Source organism: Nocardia brasiliensis ATCC 700358 (genome assembly GCF_000250675.2).
GTDB lineage: Bacteria > Actinomycetota > Actinomycetes > Mycobacteriales > Mycobacteriaceae > Nocardia > Nocardia brasiliensis_B.
Genome location: NC_018681.1, coordinates 6,264,054 through 6,285,272, shown reverse-complemented (window position 1 = coordinate 6,285,272; position 21,219 = coordinate 6,264,054). Strand labels below are relative to the sequence as shown.

The window sequence follows — 21,219 nt, the reverse complement described above, 5'->3', positions numbered from 1 at the left end:
TAGGTCTGCGATAGCATCGCTCTCGCCTTCGGACGAAGCCGAAGCGGGGCGCAAGGTGAGAATTGATGACATATATCGACATGATGACCACTACCGGACTGTTGGACCTGGGGGCATGGTCCGACGACACCGTGTGGACGGCAGCACTGGAGACCACGGAAGCACGCCGGCGGGGGAGCCGGGGCGGCAAGGGTGGCTCGTGGGTCGTGGGGCTGATCTGCCTCGGTCTGGTCGTCGTCGGCATGGTCGTCATCATCTGGCTCTCCCGGAGAAACAGAGGGCAGAACCAGAACCAGCTGCCGCAGCACGGTAACGGCGCGCAGCCGTACCAGCAGCAGGTAGCCGGGCAGCAGTACCCCGGGCAGCAGTACCCGCAGCAGCAGGCGTATCCGGCCCAGCAGCCGGGCTACCAGCAGCCGGGATACCAGCAGCCCTATCAAGGGCAGCAGCCGTATCAGGGCCAGCAGCCTTACCAGGGCCAGCAGCCGTATCAAGGTCAGCCGTACGGCCAGCAGTACCAGCAGCCCTACCAGCCGCAGGGTCAGCAGTACCCGCAGCAGTCCTCGTATCCGCCGCACCAGCAGCACTGATCCGGGGTCCGCGCACCCCCTCTGACCTCCCGCACCCCGACCTGCCGTGCGACACACCGTGTCTCGTGCAGGAAAGGGTGCGGGAATGCGGATTCGCTCAGAACATGACGGTGGACAGGCGGGTGTAGATGCCGGGGTAGCCGGGTTCGGCGGCGCCCTTGCCCCAGGAGGTGAGGGCGACCAGCTCGCCGTCGACGAGAAGTGGGCCGCCGCTGTCGAATTGGTTGGCGTCGGCGGTGGTCGAACCGGCGCACAACGCTTCTCGGGGGTCGAAGGCGTCGCCGTAGGCGGCGCAGTCGGCGTCGAGCGGGACGGTGGCGGCGTGCAGCAGCGGGTTCGTCCAGTCGTCGTCCGAAGTCGCACCCCAGCCCAGGATGGTGCCCGAAGTGCCGTGGGCCGCGGCGATGCGCACCGTCGGGCGCTGGACCGGATGGTCGAGCGTGAGGATGGCCAGGTCGTTGTGATAGGCCAGGTCGGTGCCGAACACGGTGACCCGGAAATCCGGATGCACCCGGACGTCGGTGACGCGGACCGAGGTGCCCGCGTCGGTGCGCAGGTCCGATCGGTCGAAGGTGACGCGCAGCGCGGCGGGTACCCGCCCGGTGAACACGGCGCAGTGCGCCGCGGTGACCACCTGGTCGGGGGCGATCAACGCACCCGCGCAGAACTGCCCGCCGGGGCGCAGCGGCAGCAGCGGGGTGCCGATCGCGACCAGCCACGGGTACGCGGACGCGTCGGCCGGTTGTCCGCCGACCACCGCGGCCGCCTGCGGCACGGCGGGCAGGCCGATTCCGATCGTCGCCGCGGTGACCACCGCCGCGAGTATCGCGGTGCAGCGCATCGCGAACCTCCTTCGCTCGACTCCTCGAAGCACACTATTGCGAGACCGCCCCGAGCGCGACCGGAAGCGGATTCGATTGCGGCACAACGGGACAAACGCCCCGAAGCGGGCACTCAGGCGCTGCGCGCCGCCGCGTGCACCGCGACCAGCCTGGCCGCGCGGATCGCGTCCCACAGCGGGCGCAGCAGCGACTCCTGGGCGCCGATCGCGGTCGCCGAGGTCGGCGAGGAAGCCGGTTCCCGTTGCGCCACAGTGAGAATCGCGGCGACATGGTCGGCGGTGTCCAGAATCTTCCTGGCCCGCAGCGGAATCGAGTCGGGGTAGTCGTGCCGGGAGTAGTCCGCGAGCTCGGCCTCGATGAGTTCGCGCGGATCCGAATCGGCCGACCCGACGGAGGTGGTGTGCAACTGCATCAGCGCGTCGGCGGCGTCGCGGACCGCTTCGCGCATAGCGTATTCCGCCTCGCCGAGCGACATGCCGGGGCCGGGTTCCGCCGGAATCGGCGTGCTGTAGACCGACCATTGCAAGGTGTCGTCGTCGGTCCACTGCGGGATCAGGCCGGTGCCCTCCGTGCCCGGCGCGCCGAGGAGCAGACCCTCCTGCGCCTCGATCGCGTCGGCGGCGAAGGCGGTGCCGACCGGCAGGCCGCGCACGTCGCCCGGCACCGGCAGCACCAGCCGGATCTTCGCGCCCGGCTCGGCCATCGCCTCGCGAATCACCTTGAGCAGCGCCATCATCCCGGTGCCCGGCAGATTGCCGCGCGACGACCACGGCAGATCGGAGCGGCCACCGGTGACCGGGTCGCCGGCCGCGATGGTGTGCCGGCCCGCCCAGGCGTGCAGGGCCTCCAATACGTCGTCGGGCGCGCTGCAGCCGGCCAGCCAGGAGCCGGCCCACACCGTCAGCGTGGCACTAGGAGAGCACATAATTATCGAGCATAAAGGGTGATGGTTATTCACGGGCATTCCCGCGAGGGGCATTCCTGAGCAGCGCCGCGAGTACCTCGGCGGACGCGCCTATTCCGGCTCGGTGACGAAGTCGATGAGCCGTTCCACCGCCCCGATGAGCGGTGCCTCGAGGTCCCGGAAGGACTCGACCGCGCCGTAGATCCGGCGCCAGCCGTCCTGCGGGGTGCCCCAGCCCAGCCGGTCGCAGATGCCGGTTTTCCAGTCCTCGCCGCGCGGCACCTGCGGCCACGCGTCGATGCCGACCGTGGCGGGCCGCACCGCCTGCCACACGTCGATGAACGGGTGGCCGGTGACCAGCACGTGCGGGCCGAGCCCGGTGGTGAGCTGGGTCTCCTTCGAGCCGGTGACCAGGTGGTCGACCAGCACGCCCACCCGCCGGCCGGGACCGGGCTCGAACTCCACGAGCCGCTCGGCCAGGTTGTCCAGCCCCTCCAGATGTTCCACGACCATGCCTTCGACCCGCAGATCGTGGCCCCAGACCCGCTCGACCAGTGCGGCGTCGTGCACGCCCTCCACCCAGATCCGGCTGGTCCTGGCCACCCTTGCGCGTAGCCCCTCGACCCGGGTGGAGCCGGAAGCCGACCGCGTCTGCTGCTTCGGTGCCGCGGCCGTCGGCCGGACCAGTGTGACCGGCTGACCGTCGATCAGGAACGCGGCCTCACGCAGCGCGAACAGCCGCACCGCGCCGCGCGCGTCCTCCAGTTTGACGAACTCGCCGTCGTAGCTGCGGTCGAAACCCACCACGGCGCCGCAGAATCCGCTGGCCGCGTCCTCGACGACGAGGTCGCGTTCGGCGCTGACCTGCGGTACCGCCCGCTTTTTCGCCCGGGAATGCCCGGAGAAGATATCGCCGCCGTACCTGTCATGCCCGCTCATCCGCCCGAACTTAGCAGGCGGACATTCGTATTCGGTTCTGCGAATCGCGGGGCCCGCGCTCGACACGCCGGTCTACAACATTCCAGGCACACATGATCGACATCCAGCGCATCCGGTTGCCGACGCGCACTAGAGTGGTCAGCGTGGCCGCAATAGTTTGGCTGGTCGCGGGGATCTTGCTCGCGGCCGCGGAAATGCTCACCGGGGACCTGACCTTGCTCATGCTCGGCGTCGCCGCGCTGGGCACCGCGGGTGTGAGTTCCGTCGCCGGCACGTCGGTGGTGGTGGACGCGATCGTCTTCGGCGTGCTGACGCTGGTGTTGTTTCTCGGGGTGCGGCCGGTGCTGCGCCGCCGGTTCGGCAATCCGCCGCCGATTCCGACGAACGTCGAAGCCCTGCAAGGCAAGTCGGCGTTGGTGCTGGAGCAGGTGGACGCGCATTCCGGTCAGGTGAAGCTGAGCGGGGAAGTGTGGACCGCGCGGCCGATGGACGAGACCGAGGTGTACGAACCGGGTACGAAGGTGTTCGTGATGAAGATCGACGGCGCGACCGCCGTCGTGTGGAAGGGGCCGTGATGGCTGTACTGATCGTTGCCGCCGTACTCGTCCTGCTGGTCGTGGTGGTGGTCTTCAAGTCGATCGCGCTGGTGCCGCAGGCGGAGGCGGCGGTGATCGAGCGGCTCGGCCGGTACTCGCGCACCGTGTCCGGCCAGCTGACGTTCCTCGTGCCGTTCGCCGACCGCATCCGCGCCAAGGTGGACCTGCGCGAGCGGGTGGTGTCCTTCCCGCCGCAGCCGGTGATCACCGAGGACAACCTGACCCTGCACATCGACACGGTGGTGTACTTCCAGGTCACCAGCCCGCAGGCGGCGGTCTACGAGATCAGCAACTACATCGCCGCGGTCGAGCAGCTCACCGTCACCACGCTGCGCAACGTGGTCGGCGGCATGACCCTGGAACAGACCCTGACCTCCCGCGATCAGATCAACGGCCAGCTGCGCGGCGTGCTGGACGAGGCCACCGGCCGATGGGGGCTGCGGGTGGCGCGGGTCGAGCTGAAGAGCATCGATCCGCCGCCATCGATCCAGGAGTCGATGGAAAAGCAGATGAAGGCCGACCGTGAGAAGCGCGCCATGATCCTCACCGCGGAGGGCACCCGCGAATCACAGATCAAGACCGCGGAGGGTTCCAAGCAGGCCCAGATCCTGTCCGCCGAGGGCGCCAAGCAGTCGGCCATCCTCGCGGCCGAAGGCGAACGGCAGAGCCGCATCCTGCGCGCCCAGGGCGAGCGGGCGGCGTCCTATCTCCAGGCGCAGGGTCAGGCCAAGGCCATCGAGAAGGTCTTCGCCGCAATCAAGAACGGCAAGCCGACGCCGGAACTGCTTGCCTACCAGTACATGCAGACCCTGCCGATGGTCGCGCGCGGCGATGCCAACAAGGTATGGCTGGTGCCCAGCGATTTCGGCAAGGCGCTCGAAGGCTTCGCGACCAGCTTCGCCACCAAGGGCGAGGACGGCGTGTTCCGTTACGAGCCACCGTCTTCCGACGGCGAGCAGGTCAAGGTGGAGGACGACTCCGACGTCGCCGACTGGTTCGATACCGCGTCGGACCCGACGATCGAACGCGCGGTCCGCGCGGCCGAGGCCACCGCGCGCACGCCGGTGGAGGGTTTGATGGCGCCGCCGCCCACCGCGCCGCATCAGCCGGCGCCGCACCAGTCGGTGTTGCCACCGCAGGAGGAACAGCAGGCGTTGCAGCAGCAGCAACCGCCGCAACAGCAGCAACCGCCGCAACAGCAACCGGCCTACCGGCCCGAGGACCCGCACGGCAGGCCGTGGCAACCGCCGGAGAACTTTTCGAAGTAGGTCGATTCGCGGCGGCGCGGCGGCTCCGGGGGGTTGATGCGAACCAGGCGAGAACTCTTGCAGGTGGCGCTCGTCGCGCCGCTCGCTGCCGCCTGCGCGCCCGATCTGCTGCTCGGCAACCCCGGCGCGGTGCGCGTCGGGGTGTCGTGGAGCGGGACCGAGCTGACGGCGTTCCGTGCGGTGCTGGCCCGGCTCGGCTTTCCCCATCCGGTGGATGTGGTGCCGCTCGGCGACGAGATCGAGACCGCGTTCACCGCGGGCGGGCGCTCGGCGCCCGATCTCGTGATGCTGCCGCAGGCGGGCCGGGTGCGCCCGCTCGCGGAGCGGCGCAAGTTGCGGCCGGTGTCCGAGCGGCTGTGGTCCGACGGCTCGGACCCGTCCTATCCCGATATCTGGCGACAGCTGTTGCAGCACAACGGGAAACCCTATGGCGTACCGTTCAAAGCCGCCGACAAGTCGGTGGTCTGGTACGACCGGCAGCTGGTCGAGCGGTACCGGCTCGGTGACCCTGAGGGCTGGACCCTCGCGGACTGGCTGGACCGGATGGAGTTCCTCGCCGACTCGCCCGTGCGGTTGCTCGCGCTCGGCGCGGCCGACGGCTGGGTGCTCACCGACGTGTTCGAGAACGCGCTGCTCGCCGAATCCCCGCGCATCTACGACGAGGTCGCCGCGGGCCGCGCCGATCGCACCTGGGAAAGTCCCGCGGTGCGGGCCGCGTTCCGGCATCTGGGCTCGCTGTGGGGGCACCGGCACGCCTTTCCCGGCGGTATCGCGGTGGCCCTGACCAAGCAGTTCCCGGACGCGGTGCGCGAGGTGTTCGAGCACCGGCGCGCGGTGATGGTGGTCGCGCCGGATTTCGCCGAGCCGATCGTGCGGGCCGCGGTGCGCCGGTCGGGACGTCAGGTGCCCGAGACGGTCGGGGTCGCCGCGTTCCCGGCCGTCACGCCGGAGGTGGCCGCCCCGCGGATCGTCGGCGGCGACGTGATGGTGGTGACCGAGTCGGCCACCGACCGGGCCATGGATCTCGTTGCGGCACTTGCCGCGCCGACGGCGCCGGTGCCGTGGATCGAGGGCTACGGCGGCTTCATCGCGCCGAATCTCCGTACCGAGGCCCGGTATTCGGCACTGCTCGAACCCGTGGCGCGCACCCTGCGGACGCGCGGCGCGTTCGATCTGTCCGACCGGATCGGCGCCGTCGGTGGCCGAAACGGGTTGTGGCGCATCCTCACCGACTTCTTCACCACGGTCGGCAACGGGGCGACGGAACGGCTGGACGAGGCGACCGATCGCGCGATCGCCGCCCTCGACGCGGTGGATCGGCGGCGGCGGTGACCGGACAGCAGGACTTCCAGGCGCACGGGCTGCTGCTCGAACTCAGCGGACGCCGGATGCGCGGACCGCTGGTCGCGGGCAGTCACCCGCGGCGATGGACGGGTGTGGCGGCGGTGCTGCCCGCCACGGTGCTGACCATGGCGCTGATCGTGGCACCGGTGGTGTGGACGGTGGTGAGCGCGGCCCGGGCGCGGCCGCTGCTGGTGGTCTCCTGTCTGGGCGCCGCGCTCGGCGCGGTCGGGCTCACCCAGTTGACCCGGCAGCCACGGGTCACCGGGTTCCGGCTGCTCGAACGGTGGCGGCGATGGCTGCTGCGGCACCGGATACCGGTGCCGCGGTCGATGATTCGGGCTGTGTGGTACACGTTCCGGCTGGTGCTGTGGTCAGGTGCGCTGGTGCTCGCAGCCGGTGGGCTGTGGTTGCTCGCGACCGCGCTCGGCCACGACGGCAGGTGGTCTTACCTGCGCACCCTCGGGTGGTTGCTGGTCGTGGTGCTCATGCTGGCGGCGGCGTTGGGCGTGGCGTGGTGGGCGCGCGATTCGCAGTGGCTGTGGCGGCCGCTCATCGTCTCGTTCGGCATCTCGGCGGTGGTGTCCGGCGTCGCCTTCCGGCTGATCTTCGAGTTCTTCGGTGACCTGCTCGGCATCGAAAGTGTTGTGGGGTACTGGCTCTGGTACGGGCTGATGTTGTGCTCGGCCTTCGTGTGGACCTGGTTCGGCTTCGTCACCGGTCTGTTCCGGGCGGGGATCCGGGCTATCGAGCACGATTCGGTCCGCGCGGGCTTCCTCTATCTCGGCGAGGGCCGATTTCCGTTGCGGCTCTTCGAACTACTGCGTCCGGTGGTGCTCATCGTCGGGCTCGCCGTCGGGGTCGCCGCCGCGCGGGTGTTCGACGTGGTGCTGATCGGCGTGCCCGGTTCGATGCAGTACGAACTGGACAGCGCGAGCGTGTACTGGTGGCGGCTGGCCACCGACTCGGAGATCGACGCGGGCGTGGCGGCGGCCTACGGTCTGCCGCTCGCGGTGTTGGTCGGCTTCCTGGCCTGGCTCTTGCAGACCAACGTGCGCAGGCACCGGACGAGCTTGTCGGCGTCGCCCGCGCCGCCCGCCGTCGCGGCGCGTCCGCGCCGGAAACCGTTGCGACTGCTGGGGATCGTCGCGGTCTCGCTGCTCGCCCTGGTCCCGATCGGCTGGCTGATCTATGCCAGTTTCCAGGACCGCGACGGGTTCGGGACCGGTGCGATCGAACGTGTGTGGCGTGACCCGGCCCTGCTGCGCTCGCTCGAAACAACCGTGTGGGTGGCCGGTTTGGCCACCCTGGTCGTGGTCGCCGCAGCGGTGCCGGTGGCGTACCGGCTCGCCGCGCTGCGGCCGAACCGCTCCGCCGCGACGATCGCGGTGGTGGCGCTGGTCGTGCTCTCGGTCCTGCCGGTGCAGAGCTATCTGGGACCGGTGAACACGTTCATCGACGCCTACGGGCTGTCCGGCACCCGGATCCCGTTGATCCTGCTACACGCCGCCGCCGGTCTGCCGATCGCGATCCTGGTGCTGCGCGGCGCGTTGCTCGCGCCGCCGGACAGTCCCGCCGCCGACGCGCTGCACGGCCTGGCCGGTCCCGGCACCATCGCGCGGCGCGTGCTGGCCTCCGCGGGTCCGGCGCTGGGCGCGGTGGCCGCGCTCGAATTCATCCAGGTGTGGAACGATTTCGTGATCGGGTTGCTGATCAGCGGTGCGGGCGCGACGCCGTGGTCGCTGCTGCTGTGGGGCCAGGCTCGCCAATTCGGTGAGAACTCGGCGCAATTGGCGGCCGGTGCGTTGATCTCGGCGATCCTGCCGGTCGCTTTGCTGCTGGCCACCTGGCGGCGCTGGCTGGTGCCCGGACTGACCGGGGGCGCGCTGCGATGAGCGACGGGCGCAGCATCGTGCCGCAGGGGAGTCCGAGCGTCCGCGTGGTGCGGCCATGAGCCGCCCGGACGAGCAGGCGCGTCCCGACGACCCGGCGGCGGCGCCGAGCACGCCGAGATCGACCGTCTGGCAAGGGTTTCTGGGTACCGCCTCGGTGGTGGCGTACGCGCTGCTGTTCGAGCTGGCGCGCAGTCTGGTGATCAACTCGCTGGGCGACAGCACGGCGGTCAAGGTGCTCGCGGGCACCCTGCGCTGGCTGTCGGTGCTCGTCATCGTCGCGGCGGCCGCGTACGTGGGCTACCGTTTCGTCCGGTGGTACCGCGAAAGAGTGCGCGTCACGGCGGAACTCGCGTTGCTCGCGGATCTGGTCGAGCCCGCGCCGCAGCCGGCGACGACGCACCGGTGTCCGGGTCCGCCGCGCCGCACCCCGGCGCTGAACGGCCGGATCATCGCGGCGGTGTTGCGCGAGCTGCCGGTGCGCGACTTCGAGGCCGCCGCGCTGCTCGCGGTCTTGGGCGCGGCGCTCGACGCGCCCGCCCGGCTACCACTGGAGCGGCTGGCGTCGCGCCCGACCGCCGCGGTGCTGCTGGACACCCTGCGCCGGGACAACATCGTGACAACCGCGGGCGCGCAACGCTATTGCCTGCGCAAGGTACCGGTGCTGCCGGAGCGGGCGGAGGTGCGCGAGGGCGCGCGCTGGCCCGCGGCGCTGACGGCGCTGGTACACCATTACGCCGATCGCGCGGGGCGCTGGGCGATCGCTTTGGAGACGGCGCGTTTCGCGGCCGGGGCGCGTTGCTGGTTCGAGGCCGAGGAAAGGTATCTGCGCACGCTTGTCAAGGCATGCGCGGAACTCGGCGCGGAACTGCCCGCGGCGGTGGTGCCGGAGCTGGTGCGGATCGGAGACGCGCTGGACACCTGGTACGCGCGAATCGGCTTGGGGGAGAACCATGGCGAGCTCGCGGCCAAGATGTGCGACATACCAGGGCTGAACGGCCATGTGCTGCACCGGGATCTGGTGCAGATGCGGGCGGGCCGGCTGCAGGACCGGCCCGGTCGCTACCGGCCGCGCAACCTGTCCACCAGTTTGGCTGCGCGCTGGGAACATCGGGCCGCGCTGCGCCGGCTGGACCGGGCCCTGCCACACGAACTGCCCGGGGTGGTCGCGCAATTGGAGGCGTCGTGGTGGTTGCTGCCGCGCGAAGACGTGGCGGGCGAGGTGTGCGCGCTGATCAACCTGGCCATCGCACACCTGTGGCAGGGGCGGCTCGATGCCGCCCAGGACCGGCTCGACCTGGCCGAATCGCTCACCCGCACCGGTCGGGACCCGGACGGTCGCGCGCACGTGCACGAGACCATGGGCATCGTCTGGTGGGTGCGCGGTGACTCCGCCAAGGCGTTGCACCGCTGGCAGCAGGCGCTCGGCGAATATCGCGTCATGGTGGACGAACACGGCATCGCCCGCTGCCTGCAACATCTCGGCTCGGCCCTGCTGGAGGACCCCGGTCACGCCGAGACGCTGCTCGGTCCCGGCCTGTCGGCACCCGAGGTGACGCGCCAGGTCACCGGCTGGCTCGCCGCAGCCCGCCGCCTGCACGACGGTCTGCGCTACGCCGGACACTATGCGGCCCAAGCCGATTCGCGGCTCACAGCCGCCCGCCGCCGCGGCCTGCGCGCCCTCCTCGACCGCACCCCACCCTTGACCGCGCTGGACCGCATCGACCGCTGGCCCCTCCCGGTAGCAGACGACCCAGGCTAGCCATACCCTTCCGCCTTCGGCACCTGCCCGCGCCGCTGGTCGATGTCACGAATACCGCCAGGCAGTCGGACCTGCATCCGCCGGAGTGCCCGCACTCCGCAACTAACCGCGCTGGCCGCACCCCTTCGGCCTTGGCGCAGGCTGCGCGCGGCTGGTCGGCGGCCCATAGATCGCCAGGCGGCCGGGGCCGGATCCGCCGGAGCGACCGCACTCCGCACCTACTGCGCTGGACCGGGTCGACCGCTGCCGGTCGTCGACGACCCGCATCAGCTGCACCTGTTCCGTCCGGAGCGGGCTGTGCGCGCAGCGGCCGGCGTCACGGACACCAGTTGGTGGTCGGGTTGATCTGGTGGAGTGCCGCACTCGATCTGATGTGCGGGTACGGAATGTGCGCCACGGCACGCGCGGGCCGGACACGCCGATCCGGTCACGGTGGCAGACTTTTCGGTATGACGACACCTGATTGGGCCGATGTGGACCGCTACCTGGTGGACACCCTCGTGCAGGACGTGGAGACGGCGGCGGCCTTGACCGCGAACGCCGCGGCGGAACTGCCCGCGATCGACGTGTCCCCGCCGCAGGGCAAGTTCCTTTATCTGCTGGCGAAGACCGCGCGGGCGCGGCGCGTGCTGGAGATCGGCACGCTGGGCGGGTACAGCACGATCTGGCTGGCCCGCGCGGTCGGCGCGAAGGGTCAGGTGATCACCTTCGAATACCAGTCGAAGCATGCCGAGGTGGCCCGGCAGAACCTGGACCGCGCCGGTGTCGGCGACCGCGTCGAGATCCGGGTCGGCGCGGCCCTGGACAATCTGCCGGTGCTGGCCGAGGAGAACCCCGAGCCGTTCGATGTGGTGTTCATCGACGCCGACAAGGTGAACAACTCGAACTACGTGCAGTGGGCGCTGCGGTTGACCCGCCCCGGCTCGGTGATCATCGTCGACAATGTCGTGCGCGAGGGCGGCGTGGCCGACGCGGACTCCGCCGACCCGATGATCAAGGCCAGCCGCGAGGTCCTCGCACTGCTCGCGGCCGAACCGACCCTCGACGCCACCGTGGTGCAGACCGTCGGCGGCAAGGGCTGGGACGGCTTCGCCTACGCCGTGGTGAACGGCGACGCGGACGACTGAATTCGTTGTGCCGCTGCGGATCATCTGCGTCCGCGGCGGCCGGCGACGTCAGCCGGTGTTCGTCACCCGCCAGGCCCCGCGGCCGGTGATGTCGAGAACCAGCGCGGCGATGTTCCACGCGTCGTCCGCGCCGCTGTGATGCCGCCCTTCCAGGGGCAGCCCCGCGATCTGCAACGCGCCCGCCATCCCTTGCCGCTTCGGCAATCCGTAGGCCTCGCTGAACACCAGCTTGGCGTTGGTGTGCCTGCTGCCGAACGGATAGGCGGTGCCGGTGGCGGCGCACTGGTTGCGGAACTGTTTGCGGTCGTAGTCGCCCCAACTGGCCCACGGGCGCGTCCCCGCCGCATGGTCGGCCGCGAGCAGGCGGCAGGCTTCGGCGAATTCGACACCCGTGTCCACCTCGTCCTGGGTGAGCCCGGTGAGTTCGGTGCAGAATTCGCTGACCGTGGAGCGGGCGGGCCGCACCAGGATCCGATGTTTCGCGGTCCGCGCACCGGAGCCCAGATCGACTACGGTCAGACCGATTTCGATGATCTCGCTGACCGCGCCGGGCGGCGGCGTGCCCGCCCAGCACGTCGCCTCGACGTCGACGACATTGAGTAACCCCGTATTTCCGCCCATGCTCGTCGAGGGTAGGGAGACGCCGGGTCGCGCTCAATCGCTTTTCGGGTCAGGGGACGAGAACGACCTTGCCGGTGGTGCCGCGCTGCTCCAACGCGTGGTGGGCGGCGGCGGCCTCGGCGAGCGGAAAGCGTTGCACGGCGGGGTGCAGGCGGCCCGCGGCGGCCGCGGCGATGGCCTGCTCTTCGAGCGGGCGCAGGTCGCCGCCGACCCGCTGCAGCATGGCGGGACCGACGACCAGCTGTGAGGTGATGCCCCGGGCCGCCAGCTCGTCCGCGGAAAAGGGCGGTGTGGCAGCATCTTTCGGGCTGGATCCGGAGGCGCCGTAGACCAGGTGCCGCCCGCCCTTCCCTACGAGATCCAATGCCCGGCGGGCGATCTCGCCGCCGACCGAGTCGAACAGGATCGTCGCGGTGCGGTCACCGAGGAAGGCGCGCACCTCGTCCGGCCAGTCGGCTCGCAGATAGTCGACCGCGAGGTCGGCCCCATTGCGTTGCACCAGTTCGACTTTCGCGGGGCCGCCGGCCAGTCCCAGGACGGTCGCGCCCACGTTCTTCGCGGCTTGCACCAGTAGCGTGCCGAGGCCGCCCGCGGCGGCCGTGACAAGGGCGATACTGTCCGGGACGAGATCGGCGAACAGCAGGACGCCGAGAGTGGTGCGGCCGGTGCCGATCATCGCGACCGCTTCGGCGGGGTCCAGTGCATCCGGAATCTCGTGCAGCCGAGCGACTTCGGTGACGGCTAGTTCCGCGTACCCGCCGGGCACCATGCCGAGATGAGCCACCACCCGCTTGCCGAGCCAGCTCGGGTCGACGTCGGCGCCGACCAGATCGACGGTTCCGGCCACCTCGCGCCCGGGCACCGTCGGCAGTTCGGGCGCCGGGTACGGCCCGGCCGCTCCTTTGCGCAGCGTGGTGTCGATCAGGTGAACGCCCGCCGCGGCCACGGCGATCCGCACCTGACCCGCTGTGGGTTGCGGGTCGGAGACGGTTTCGTAGCGCAGGTTCTCGGCCGGGCCGAAGGCATGGAGGCGAATCGCGTGCACGGTGGCTCCTGTTCGTGGGGCAGACGCCACCCACCGTGCAACATCAAGTCAGGTTCAGGTCAACTCGGCGTGTCGTCGCGGCGGTTCACGCCGACCCGGCGTGCTGCCGCGCTCTGACCTCGAAACCGTCACAGAGCGCCGACAGCCCGACGTACAGCAGTTCCTCCTGGGTGAGGTCGCTGACCCCGGTACCTTCCAGGTCGGCCAGGGCGGGCGGCACCGGATACTGTGATTCTCCTTTCAGCATGGTGCGCAGCCCGTTGTCGCCCTCGGGGTTCATGCCTTTGCGTGCCATCAGGGTGGCGCTGATGTGCGGCAGCGTCGCCCCCGAGATGTAGTTCCAGATCGTGAACGCCATCGTGGTGGCCTCGCGCGTGGAAACATTCAGTTCGGAAAGACCCTCGACCATCCACGCCAGGCACGCCAGACTCTGCGGGCCGAAGCTGTAGCGCGGCGTGGCGAAGGTGAGCAGAACCCACGGATGTTGCAGGTAGAGCGCCCAATCGACCTCGGCGGCGATCCGCACCCGGTCCCGCCAGGACCACTGCTGTCCCTCGGGCGACGGATACGGATTGCGGCGGGCGACCTCGTCGGTCATGGCCGCGAGCAACTCGTCCTTGTTCGCGACGTGCCGGTACAGCGACATGGCGCCGACGCCCATGGCGTCGGCGATCCGGCGCATCGACAGGGCGTCGAGTCCCTCCTCGTCGGCGAGCGTGATGGCGGTGTCGATGATGGCGGCCCGATTGAGCTTGAGCTCAGTCATCCCATGACTCACTTTCACTTCCAGGGGAGGTTGCGTACACTGTACCCGACCTTGTGCGTACGGCGTACGCGAGACGGAGAGGAAATTTCAGGATGACAGACGTCGAGGCCGCACGCGCCGCGCAGGCGCCGGCCGCCGGCTCGCGCCGTGCCTGGCTGGGCTTGACGGTATTGCTGCTCCCGGTGCTGCTGGTGTCGATGGACATCTCGGTGCTGTTCCTGGCCATGCCGACGCTCACCGAGGATCTCGACCCGTCCGCCGCGCAGCAGCTGTGGATCCTCGACATCTACGGCTTCCTCATCGCGGGCCTGCTGATCACCATGGGCAACCTCGGCGACCGGATCGGGCGGCGCAACATCCTGCTGGCCGGCGCCGCCATCTTCGGCATCGCGTCGGTGCTCGCCGCGCTGGCGCCCAGCTCGGCGGTGCTGATCGTGGCCAGGGCGCTGATGGGCATCGGTGGCGCGACCCTGCTGCCGTCCAGCCTGGCGCTGATCTCGAGCCTGTTCCCCGACGCCAAGGAGCGTGCCGCGGCGATCGGCGTGTGGACCGCGTTCTTCGCGGGCGGCTCGGCGGTCGGGCCGATCATCGGCGGCGTGCTGTTGCACCAATTCTGGTGGGGCTCGGTGTTTCTCATCAACATCCCGGTGTTGCTGATCCTGCTGGCGCTGGGCCCCTTCGTGCTGCCCGAACACCGCGCGGGCGTGCGCGGACCGCTGGACCTGCCCAGCGTCGCGCTGTCCATCGGCGGCATCCTGCCCCTGGTGTACGGCATCAAACACGCCGCGGCCGAAGGGATCGACGCGGAATCGATCATCATCGCGCTGATCGGCATCGTGGTGCTGGTCATCTTCGTGCGCAGGCAGCGCAAACTCACCGACCCGCTGCTGGATCTGCGGCTGTTCACCCGTGCCGGATTCTCGGTGGCGATCGGCTCCAGCCTCGTCGGCATGATGTCGCTGGCCGCGCTCAGCTACCTCACCAGCATCTACCTGCAGTCGGTCACCGGCCGCGATCCGCTCGCCGCGGCGCTGCTCGGCATCCCGATGGCGGTGGCGGTGTTCGTCTTCTCGATGAGCGGCGCGCGGGTCGGCCAGCGCTTCGGCGTCCGCAACAGCTTCACCTTCGCGCTGGCCGCCGCGGCGGTGGGCAACCTGATGCTGCTCGGCGTCGGCGTGCACGGCGGGCTCTGGTGGTACCTGGCCGGCTCCACCATCGCGGGCATCGGTTACGGCATCGCCTTCACCCTGGTGTCCGATGTCGCGGTGTCCTCGGTGCCGCCGGAGCGGGCCGGTTCGGCGGTCGGCATCTCCGAGACCAGCTTCGAACTCGGCAACTCGCTGGGCCTGGCGCTGCTGGGATCGCTTGCGGCGCTGATCTTCCGGTCCGGCGGCGACTACGCGGCCACCATCGGCGAGACCATCCAGAAGGCGGACGGCGACGCGGCGCTCATCGAGTCCGCGCGCCAATCCTTCGTCTCCGGCATGCACATCGCGACCGCGGTGGGCGCGACCATCCTCGTCGCCATGGCGATGATCGCCTACTTCGCCTCGCCCCGGCGTCTGGCGCCGGGCGCGGGCGCGGCGCACTGAGCGTTCACCGGCGGAAGGCGCGTTCGAAAAAGCGCTGAACCTGGTTGCGGGTCAGGTTGGTCCAGGCCTGGACGGGGCTGGACCACCAGGGCGCGATCTCGCGTGGCTTGGCGGTGACGGCGTGGCAGACCAGGTCGGCGGCTTCGTCGACGGTGAGGCCCGGCACCCGGCTGAAGTCGGTGGGGGCACTCATCCTGGTGTGCACGAGCGGCATGTAGATCGACGTGGTGGTGACGCCGTCGCCGGACACCTCGGCGGCGACGCTGCGCAGCCAGACATCGAACGCGGATTTCGACGCGCCGTACGCCGCCCACTGCGGCGCGGGCGGCATCAACACACCCCAGGTGGAGATGTTGACGATATGGCCCTGCCTGCGTTCGCGCATGTCCGGCAGCAGCGCGAGCAGCAGCCGCACCGGGCCGAGATAGTTGATGTCGATGGTGCGGGTGAAATCGTGGAAGCGGTCGTAGGACTCGTCGATCGACCGGCGAATCGACTTGCCCGCGTTGTTGATCACGACGTCCAGGTGGCCGTGTTCGGCGAGCAGCCCGCGCGCCAGCAGCTCGACGGCGTCCATGTCGGTGAGGTCGGTGGGGTAGACGTGCGCGGTGCCGCCCTCGGCCGTGATGCCGGCGGCGACCTCGCGCAGATCGTCGGCGGAGCGCGCGACGAGCAGCACGATCGCGCCCGCGGCGCCGAGCTTGCGCGCGCTGGCCTTGCCGATGCCGTGCGACGCCCCGGTCACCAGCACCACCTTGCCCGCGACCGCCTCGCGCAACGTCTGCTCGCGCGGCCGTGAGGTCGGATACAACAGCCGGCTCGCCACTCGCTCGGCGAGCGGGCGTCCGTTGCTCTGGGCCGGAGTCTCAGTCACCCCTCCGACTTTATTAGCACAGCGTCAATTCGGCGCTCGGTATCGCGATCGCGATCCGTCCCGGTGCTGCCCGCGACGTGCGATATCGTCCGCGCCCCGCAGCGTTCGAGGTGGCCGGGACACGCTTGCGCGACACGCCGGGCATAAGATCCGTCGGTGGGTGAAATCGGTTCGGCGAGCTTGGCGACGCTGTTCGCGTTGGCGGATTCGCGGTTGCCGATCGGCGGGCACGTGCACTCGGGCGGGGTGGAGGAGGCGATCGCCTCCGGTGTGGTGCGGGACGTGCTGACGGTCGAGCTGTATCTGCGCCGGCGGATCCGGACCTCGGGACTGGTCGCGGCCTCGCTGGCGGCCGCGGTCTGCGCGGGCGCGCTGACGCCGGAGCGGGCCGAGGCCGAGGCCGACGCGCGCACGCCGTCGCCCGCTGCGCGCACGGCGGCCCGGGCACAGGGGCGCGGCCTGCTGCGGCTGTCCAAACAACTGTGGCCGCACCATGATTGGGCCGCGGTCGGCCCGCGCCCGCACCTGTCCACCGTGTTCGGCATGGTCGGCGCCGCCTGCCTGGTGACGCCGCAGGAGATCGCGGGCGTGGTCGTCTACACCACGCTGACCGGCGCGGCGACCGCCGCGCAACGGCTGCTCGCGCTCGACCCCGCCGCCATCGCGGCCTGCACGGTCCGTCTCGCCGACCTGTGCGACCGCACGGCCGCCGACGCGGTCGACGGCCTCGCCTGCCTGTCCGATCCGCTACAAGACGTGCTCGCGCAACGCCACCTGCACCGCGACATGCCGCTGTTCGCCAGTTGAATCCCGGAAGAAGGAGATCGCCACCATGCCACCGCATCTGATCGACGGTGAACCGCACGACCATTCGCACGATCGCCCGAAGCGCGAGCGCACCGCGGGGGAGGCGCTGCGCATCGGCATCGGCGGTCCGGTCGGCTCGGGCAAGACCGCGCTGGTCGCCGCGCTGTGCAGGCAGCTGCGCGACGAGCTGTCGCTGGCCGTGCTGACCAACGACATCTACACCACCGAGGACGCCGACTTCCTGCGCAGGCACGCGGTGCTGCCGGACGAGCGGATCACCGCGGTGCAGACCGGCGGCTGCCCGCACACGGCCATCCGCGACGACATCACGGCCAACCTGGACGCGATCGACGACCTGGTCGCCGCGAACCCGCCGCTGGACCTGATCCTGGTGGAATCCGGCGGCGACAACCTCACCGCGACCTTCTCCTCCGGCCTGATCGACGTGCAGATCTTCGTGGTCGACGTGGCCGGTGGGGACAAGGTGCCGCGCAAAGGCGGTCCGGGCGTGACGTTCTCGGATCTGCTGGTGGTCAACAAGACCGACCTGGCGCCGCTGGTGGGCGCGGATCTCGGCGTGATGGAGCGCGACGCGGCGAAGGTGCGCGAGGGCCGCCCGACGGCGCTGATCTCGCTGACCGACGACCCGGCGGCCACCCCGGTGCTCGCCTGGGTGCGTACCCAGCTGCGGCTGCTCGCCGAACAGGACCGCGCCGCCGCCGAAGCCCCTGTTGCGCACTGAACTCCGGATCATCGCACGGGCGGCGACGCTGCCCGAGATCCACGCGAGCGGCGGGCTCTCGGCCCGCCGCACCGGGCCCGACACCGTGCACCTGATCGGTACCGCCGCGACGCCGCTCGGCGGTGACGAACTCGATATCGCGCTGGTGGTCGGGCCCGGGGCGCGGCTGGTCGTGCGCTCGGTCGCGGCCACCATCGCGCTGCCGAGCGCCGCGACGCCGATGTCGTTGGCGCACTGGCGGTTCGAGGTGGGCAGCGGCGGCGAGCTCGACTTCGATCCCGAGCCGACGATCGTGGCGGGCGGGGCGCACCACCACACCGTCAGCACGGTCCGGCTCGCCGCCGATGCCCGTTTGCGGCTGCGCGAGCGGGTGCAGATCGGCCGGTCCGGTGAGGCGCACGGCGGCTGGCGCGGCGACCTGATCGCCGATATCGGCAAGACGCCGCTGCTGCGCCACCGCCTGAAACTGGGTCTAGGCGCCGCCGCCGACGACGCCCTGGACGCCCCCCGCGCGCTCGAAAGCGAGCTGCGCTACCCGGACGAGCGCCCCGAGGAAACCGTGGGCCTCACCGACTCCCGCCTCCCCCTCGCCGCGGGCGGCACCCTCCGCACCCGCACCGGCGGCGCGCTCTGACTCCCCGCACCCTTTCCGTCTTCCCGCACCCGCTACGGCCTGCCACAGTGGGTGCGGGAAGACGGAAAGGGTGCGCGAACGCGGGGGCGGGGACGCTGGAACTGGTGCGCGAGTTCGGTTTCCGTTCGGTCTCCGCGCGGCGTTTGCTGTTGTGTTGCGAGCCATCGGCGGGTAGTGCGACTCGCCGGAAGGCGGCGCGCGCGGCGCGCCGATGCGCACAGTGGCGCACGTCACCTCGAGGGTTAGCGCACCCGGATCGGGACAAAAGGGAAGGGTGGGAACTCGACAACGTGGTCGGGTTCCCACCCTCGGTGGGTGGCGCACTAGGTGGTGATCAGTCGCCGATGACCCGCGACGGCGCGTTGAACGCGTTGACCGCGCCGACGGCCGCACCGGCCGCCGCGCCGATCGCCGCGGCGGGCACGGTGATCACGGCCGCGCCGACGCTCGCGCCGAGCATCGGGCCCGCGACCACGCCGACGGGCAGCAGCGGCAGCCCGAGCGCCAGTCCCACCACGCCGCCGACGAGCGCAGAGGTCGCGGCCACCGGCACGGCCGCCGCGGCGCCGGCCACGGCGCCCATGGCGGCGGTGCCGACGGTCTGGCCCGCGATCCGGTCGGACCGGCTGCGCTCCATGCCGATCGAGTCGAGGAACGTCGCCAGATTGGCCTCGGCCATGGCCGCGTTGTCGTTGATCTGGATCGCCTGTTCCTGGTCCATCCAGGTCGGCGCGTCCACCTGCACGTCACCGAAGCGGAACTTGCCCGAGGGCGGCGCGATCGGCGGCACCGGCGCGACCGGGACGGGCGCGTGCAGCACGCCGACCGGGGCCAGGTACTTCTTCTCCGGCAGCGGGCGCGACCACTGCAGCGAGCTGTAGGTGCTGTCCGGGATGTTCAGGCCCTCGTAGGGCATCGCGTTCGGCGGCTCGGCGGCCGGCCACTGGGCCGGCTGGTCGGGCTGCGTCGCGGGATTGGGTTGTGCAGGCTCGGCGTTGGCGGTGCCGGTGCCGACCAGTGCGAGGACCAGCGGAACCGCACCTGCCGCGACCATCGAGCCCACCTTCTGCCGCTGCGGGTTGGGGGCTCTGTGCTTGCCTGTGCCCATAGGTAGATCGCCTTTCGTCAGGTCGGGAATAGCTGTCAGGTTCGACGCCCCACATTCGGATCCACCGGACACCTGGATGGGTCGAAATTCGGGCGACACAACGGCTTTGACATTGCTTGGAAATAGCTACCCGTGGGTCGGGTGCGCCCCGGCAGCTGCCCGGAAACGGCTTCGGCGAGGCCGGTCTGGTGGACCGGGCCTCGCCGAAGGAGCAGATGCGGGTACGTCAGCTGACGCGGCCCTCCACCGCGGCCTTGGCCTTCTCCAGCAGCTTGCCGTTTTCCGCGGGCGGCGCGCCGAGCGCGGCCGCGAGCTCGTCGGCGTCTTCCTCGTCGGCGTTGACCTGTTCGAGCGCGAGCCGGGCGACCACCCACTGCTCGGTGGCGGCCATCTGCCCCCGGCTGCGGCCGAGGAACGTGACGAACCACTGGATGACGGTGACGATCCGGCTGCGGTAGCCGATCAGGTAGTACAGGTGCAGCGCGAGCCAGGCCAGCCAGGCGAAGAACCCGCTGAACTCCAGCTTGCCGACCTGGCACACGGCGTTGAACCGCGACACCGTCGCCATGCTGCCCTTGTTGAAGTACTTGAACGGCTTGCGATCCTGCGGCGCCTGGCCGTGCAGGCCGGCCTTGATCTGCTTGGCGGCGTAAGTCGCGCCCTGGATGGCGCCCTGTGCCTGGCCCGGCACGTTCGGCACCGACATCAGGTCGCCGACCACGAAGACGTTCGGATGGCCCTTGATCGTCAGATCCGGTTCGACGACGACGCGCCCGGCCCGGTCCACCTCGGTGCCGTCGGATCGCTCGGCCAGCATCTTGCCCAGCGGGCTGGCCTGCACACCCGCCGACCACACCTTGCACGAGGATTCGATCCGGCGGATCGTGCCGTCGGCGTCCTTCACCGTGACGCCCAGCGCGTCGATATCGGTGACCATGGCGTTGAGCTGGATCTCGACGCCCATCTTCGCCAGCCGCTTCTCGGCCTTGCTGCCGAGCTTCGGCCCCATCGGACCGAGCACCGCGCCCGCGCCCTCCAGCAGCACCACCCGCGCGTCGCGCGGATCGATGTTGTGGAACGTGCCCTCGAGCGTGCGGTCGGCGAGTTCGGCGATCTGCCCGGCCAATTCGACACCGGTCGGCCCGGCGCCGACGACCACGAAGGTGAGCAGCCGGTCGCGCATCTCCTGGCTGGTGGCCAGCTCCGCGCCCTCGAACGAGCCGAGAATCCGGCCGCGCAATTCCAGCGCGTCATCGATGGTCTTCATGCCGGGCGCGAAGGTCGCGAACTGGTCGTTACCGAAATAGGACTGCTGCGCGCCGGTGGCCACGATCAGGCTGTCGAACGGGGTGACCGTGTTCGAGTTGAGCAGCCGGGAGGTGACGGTCTTGGCTTCCAGGTCGATGTCGATCACGTCACCGAGCAGCACCTGCGCGTTCTTCTGCTTGCGCAGTACCAGCCGGGTCGCGGGCGCGATCTCGCCGACCGAGAGGATGCCGGTCGCGACCTGGTAGAGCAGCGGCTGGAACAGGTGGGAGGTGGTTTTGGAGATCAGTGTGACGTCGACGTCGGCGCGCTTGAGGTGCTTGGTGCCGAACAGGCCGCCGAAGCCCGAACCGATCACCACGACCTGGTGGCGCCGATTCTCGTGCGCACCCGTCGCCCGGCCACCGCGCCCCGCCGAATCGCTACGCGATGCTGTGGTCATTGTTCATCGTCCTGCTCCTCGACAGACCGGGGATACTCTTCCCCCGCGAACGGTTGCTGAC

Annotated in this window: 20 protein-coding genes; 11 read left to right on the top strand and 9 right to left on the bottom strand. The window is 70.4% G+C overall.

Going from position 1 to position 21,219, the window contains the following annotated elements; genetic code table 11:
* Positions 1–65: 65 nt before the first annotated feature.
* Positions 66–590, top strand: coding sequence for a hypothetical protein (locus O3I_RS45935; protein WP_014986311.1), 525 nt, complete (start codon positions 66–68; stop codon positions 588–590).
* A 97-nt stretch (positions 591–687) separates the two neighbouring features.
* On the opposite strand, the gene O3I_RS27680 is transcribed toward O3I_RS45935, so the two are convergent.
* The 3 genes from O3I_RS27680 to O3I_RS27670 form a co-directional block, all read right to left on the bottom strand.
* Positions 688–1,431: a S1 family peptidase gene (locus tag O3I_RS27680; protein ID WP_014986310.1), complete on the bottom strand. Its 744-nt coding sequence runs from the start codon at positions 1,429–1,431 to the stop codon at positions 688–690.
* A 113-nt stretch (positions 1,432–1,544) separates the two neighbouring features.
* Positions 1,545–2,357: a hypothetical protein gene (locus O3I_RS27675; protein WP_041562917.1), complete on the bottom strand. Its 813-nt coding sequence runs from the start codon at positions 2,355–2,357 to the stop codon at positions 1,545–1,547.
* Positions 2,358–2,447: 90 nt separating this feature from the next.
* Positions 2,448–3,275: a DUF3097 domain-containing protein gene (locus O3I_RS27670; RefSeq protein WP_014986308.1), complete on the bottom strand. Its 828-nt coding sequence runs from the start codon at positions 3,273–3,275 to the stop codon at positions 2,448–2,450.
* A gap of 143 nt (positions 3,276–3,418) precedes the next feature.
* On the opposite strand from O3I_RS27670, the gene O3I_RS27665 reads away from it, so the two are divergent.
* From O3I_RS27665 to O3I_RS27640, 6 genes are all read left to right on the top strand, one after another.
* Positions 3,419–3,850, top strand: coding sequence for an NfeD family protein (locus tag O3I_RS27665; protein ID WP_171904459.1), 432 nt, complete (start codon positions 3,419–3,421; stop codon positions 3,848–3,850).
* Positions 3,850–5,139, top strand: coding sequence for an SPFH domain-containing protein (locus O3I_RS27660; protein WP_014986306.1), 1,290 nt, complete (start codon positions 3,850–3,852; stop codon positions 5,137–5,139). Before O3I_RS27665 ends, O3I_RS27660 begins: the two co-directional genes overlap by 1 nt.
* 36 nt (positions 5,140–5,175) lie before the next feature.
* Complete coding sequence (locus O3I_RS27655) at positions 5,176–6,471, top strand: ABC transporter substrate-binding protein (RefSeq protein ID WP_041562915.1); 1,296 nt, start codon at positions 5,176–5,178, stop codon at positions 6,469–6,471.
* Positions 6,468–8,375, top strand: a complete 1,908-nt coding sequence (locus tag O3I_RS27650) for a sugar ABC transporter permease (protein WP_014986304.1) — start codon at positions 6,468–6,470, stop codon at positions 8,373–8,375. Before O3I_RS27655 ends, O3I_RS27650 begins: the two co-directional genes overlap by 4 nt.
* Before the next feature lie 55 nt (positions 8,376–8,430).
* Positions 8,431–10,134 (top strand): hypothetical protein, encoded by a 1,704-nt coding sequence (locus O3I_RS27645; protein ID WP_014986303.1) that lies wholly within the window; start codon positions 8,431–8,433, stop codon positions 10,132–10,134.
* 449 nt (positions 10,135–10,583) lie between these two features.
* Positions 10,584–11,261: an O-methyltransferase gene (locus tag O3I_RS27640; protein WP_014986302.1), complete on the top strand. Its 678-nt coding sequence runs from the start codon at positions 10,584–10,586 to the stop codon at positions 11,259–11,261.
* Between the two features lie 48 nt (positions 11,262–11,309).
* Here O3I_RS27640 and O3I_RS27635 read toward each other — a convergent pair whose 3' ends face one another.
* The 3 genes from O3I_RS27635 to O3I_RS27625 all read right to left on the bottom strand — a co-directional run bounded on the left by O3I_RS27635 (position 11,310) and on the right by O3I_RS27625 (position 13,693).
* Positions 11,310–11,882, bottom strand: coding sequence for a 3'-5' exonuclease (locus tag O3I_RS27635; RefSeq protein WP_014986301.1), 573 nt, complete (start codon positions 11,880–11,882; stop codon positions 11,310–11,312).
* A 49-nt stretch (positions 11,883–11,931) separates the two neighbouring features.
* Entirely contained in the window at positions 11,932–12,927 is a 996-nt protein-coding gene (locus O3I_RS27630; protein WP_014986300.1) for a zinc-binding dehydrogenase, read from the bottom strand.
* Between the two features lie 85 nt (positions 12,928–13,012).
* Complete coding sequence (locus O3I_RS27625; protein WP_014986299.1) at positions 13,013–13,693, bottom strand: TetR/AcrR family transcriptional regulator; 681 nt, start codon at positions 13,691–13,693, stop codon at positions 13,013–13,015.
* A 92-nt stretch (positions 13,694–13,785) separates the two neighbouring features.
* On the opposite strand from O3I_RS27625, the gene O3I_RS27620 reads away from it, so the two are divergent.
* Positions 13,786–15,285: an MFS transporter gene (locus O3I_RS27620; protein ID WP_014986298.1), complete on the top strand. Its 1,500-nt coding sequence runs from the start codon at positions 13,786–13,788 to the stop codon at positions 15,283–15,285.
* 4 nt (positions 15,286–15,289) lie between these two features.
* On the opposite strand, the gene O3I_RS27615 is transcribed toward O3I_RS27620, so the two are convergent.
* Complete coding sequence (locus O3I_RS27615; protein ID WP_237748141.1) at positions 15,290–16,159, bottom strand: SDR family NAD(P)-dependent oxidoreductase; 870 nt, start codon at positions 16,157–16,159, stop codon at positions 15,290–15,292.
* A gap of 156 nt (positions 16,160–16,315) precedes the next feature.
* On the opposite strand from O3I_RS27615, the gene O3I_RS27610 reads away from it, so the two are divergent.
* From O3I_RS27610 to O3I_RS27600, 3 genes are read left to right on the top strand one after another with little or no spacing between them, the layout of a single operon-like run.
* Positions 16,316–16,966: an urease accessory protein UreF gene (locus tag O3I_RS27610; protein ID WP_014986296.1), complete on the top strand. Its 651-nt coding sequence runs from the start codon at positions 16,316–16,318 to the stop codon at positions 16,964–16,966.
* 25 nt (positions 16,967–16,991) lie between these two features.
* The gene (gene ureG / locus O3I_RS27605; protein WP_014986295.1) at positions 16,992–17,708 is read left to right on the top strand and encodes an urease accessory protein UreG; all 717 of its coding nucleotides are present in this window, start codon (positions 16,992–16,994) and stop codon (positions 17,706–17,708) included.
* Positions 17,698–18,342: an urease accessory protein UreD gene (locus O3I_RS27600; RefSeq protein ID WP_014986294.1), complete on the top strand. Its 645-nt coding sequence runs from the start codon at positions 17,698–17,700 to the stop codon at positions 18,340–18,342. The genes ureG and O3I_RS27600 overlap by 11 nt, the downstream gene beginning before the upstream one ends.
* Before the next feature lie 334 nt (positions 18,343–18,676).
* Here the strand turns inward: O3I_RS27600 and O3I_RS27595 are convergent, their stop codons facing one another.
* Positions 18,677–19,396 carry a hypothetical protein gene (locus O3I_RS27595; RefSeq protein ID WP_014986293.1) on the bottom strand — a complete coding sequence of 240 codons (720 nt, stop codon included), beginning with the start codon at positions 19,394–19,396 and terminating at the stop codon, positions 18,677–18,679.
* Positions 19,397–19,676: 280 nt separating this feature from the next.
* Positions 19,677–21,158, bottom strand: coding sequence for an NAD(P)/FAD-dependent oxidoreductase (locus O3I_RS27590; protein WP_051066775.1), 1,482 nt, complete (start codon positions 21,156–21,158; stop codon positions 19,677–19,679).
* Positions 21,159–21,219: the final 61 nt, after the last annotated feature.

Excerpts from the sequence above, each read along its gene's own strand:
- O3I_RS45935 (WP_014986311.1), top strand. The coding sequence starts at position 66 with ATGACATATATCGACATGATGACCACTACCGGACTGTTGGACCTGGGG.
- O3I_RS27680 (WP_014986310.1), bottom strand. The coding sequence starts at position 1,431 with ATGCGCTGCACCGCGATACTCGCGGCGGTGGTCACCGCGGCGACGATC.
- O3I_RS27675 (WP_041562917.1), bottom strand. The coding sequence starts at position 2,357 with ATGTGCTCTCCTAGTGCCACGCTGACGGTGTGGGCCGGCTCCTGGCTG.
- O3I_RS27670 (WP_014986308.1), bottom strand. The coding sequence starts at position 3,275 with ATGAGCGGGCATGACAGGTACGGCGGCGATATCTTCTCCGGGCATTCC.
- O3I_RS27660 (WP_014986306.1), top strand. The coding sequence starts at position 3,850 with ATGGCTGTACTGATCGTTGCCGCCGTACTCGTCCTGCTGGTCGTGGTG.
- O3I_RS27655 (WP_041562915.1), top strand. The coding sequence starts at position 5,176 with ATGCGAACCAGGCGAGAACTCTTGCAGGTGGCGCTCGTCGCGCCGCTC.
- O3I_RS27645 (WP_014986303.1), top strand. The coding sequence starts at position 8,431 with ATGAGCCGCCCGGACGAGCAGGCGCGTCCCGACGACCCGGCGGCGGCG.
- O3I_RS27640 (WP_014986302.1), top strand. The coding sequence starts at position 10,584 with ATGACGACACCTGATTGGGCCGATGTGGACCGCTACCTGGTGGACACC.
- O3I_RS27635 (WP_014986301.1), bottom strand. The coding sequence starts at position 11,882 with ATGGGCGGAAATACGGGGTTACTCAATGTCGTCGACGTCGAGGCGACG.
- O3I_RS27625 (WP_014986299.1), bottom strand. The coding sequence starts at position 13,693 with ATGACTGAGCTCAAGCTCAATCGGGCCGCCATCATCGACACCGCCATC.
- O3I_RS27620 (WP_014986298.1), top strand. The coding sequence starts at position 13,786 with ATGACAGACGTCGAGGCCGCACGCGCCGCGCAGGCGCCGGCCGCCGGC.
- ureG (WP_014986295.1), top strand. The coding sequence starts at position 16,992 with ATGCCACCGCATCTGATCGACGGTGAACCGCACGACCATTCGCACGAT.
- O3I_RS27595 (WP_014986293.1), bottom strand. The coding sequence starts at position 19,396 with ATGGTCGCGGCAGGTGCGGTTCCGCTGGTCCTCGCACTGGTCGGCACC.
- O3I_RS27590 (WP_051066775.1), bottom strand. The coding sequence starts at position 21,158 with ATGACCACAGCATCGCGTAGCGATTCGGCGGGGCGCGGTGGCCGGGCG.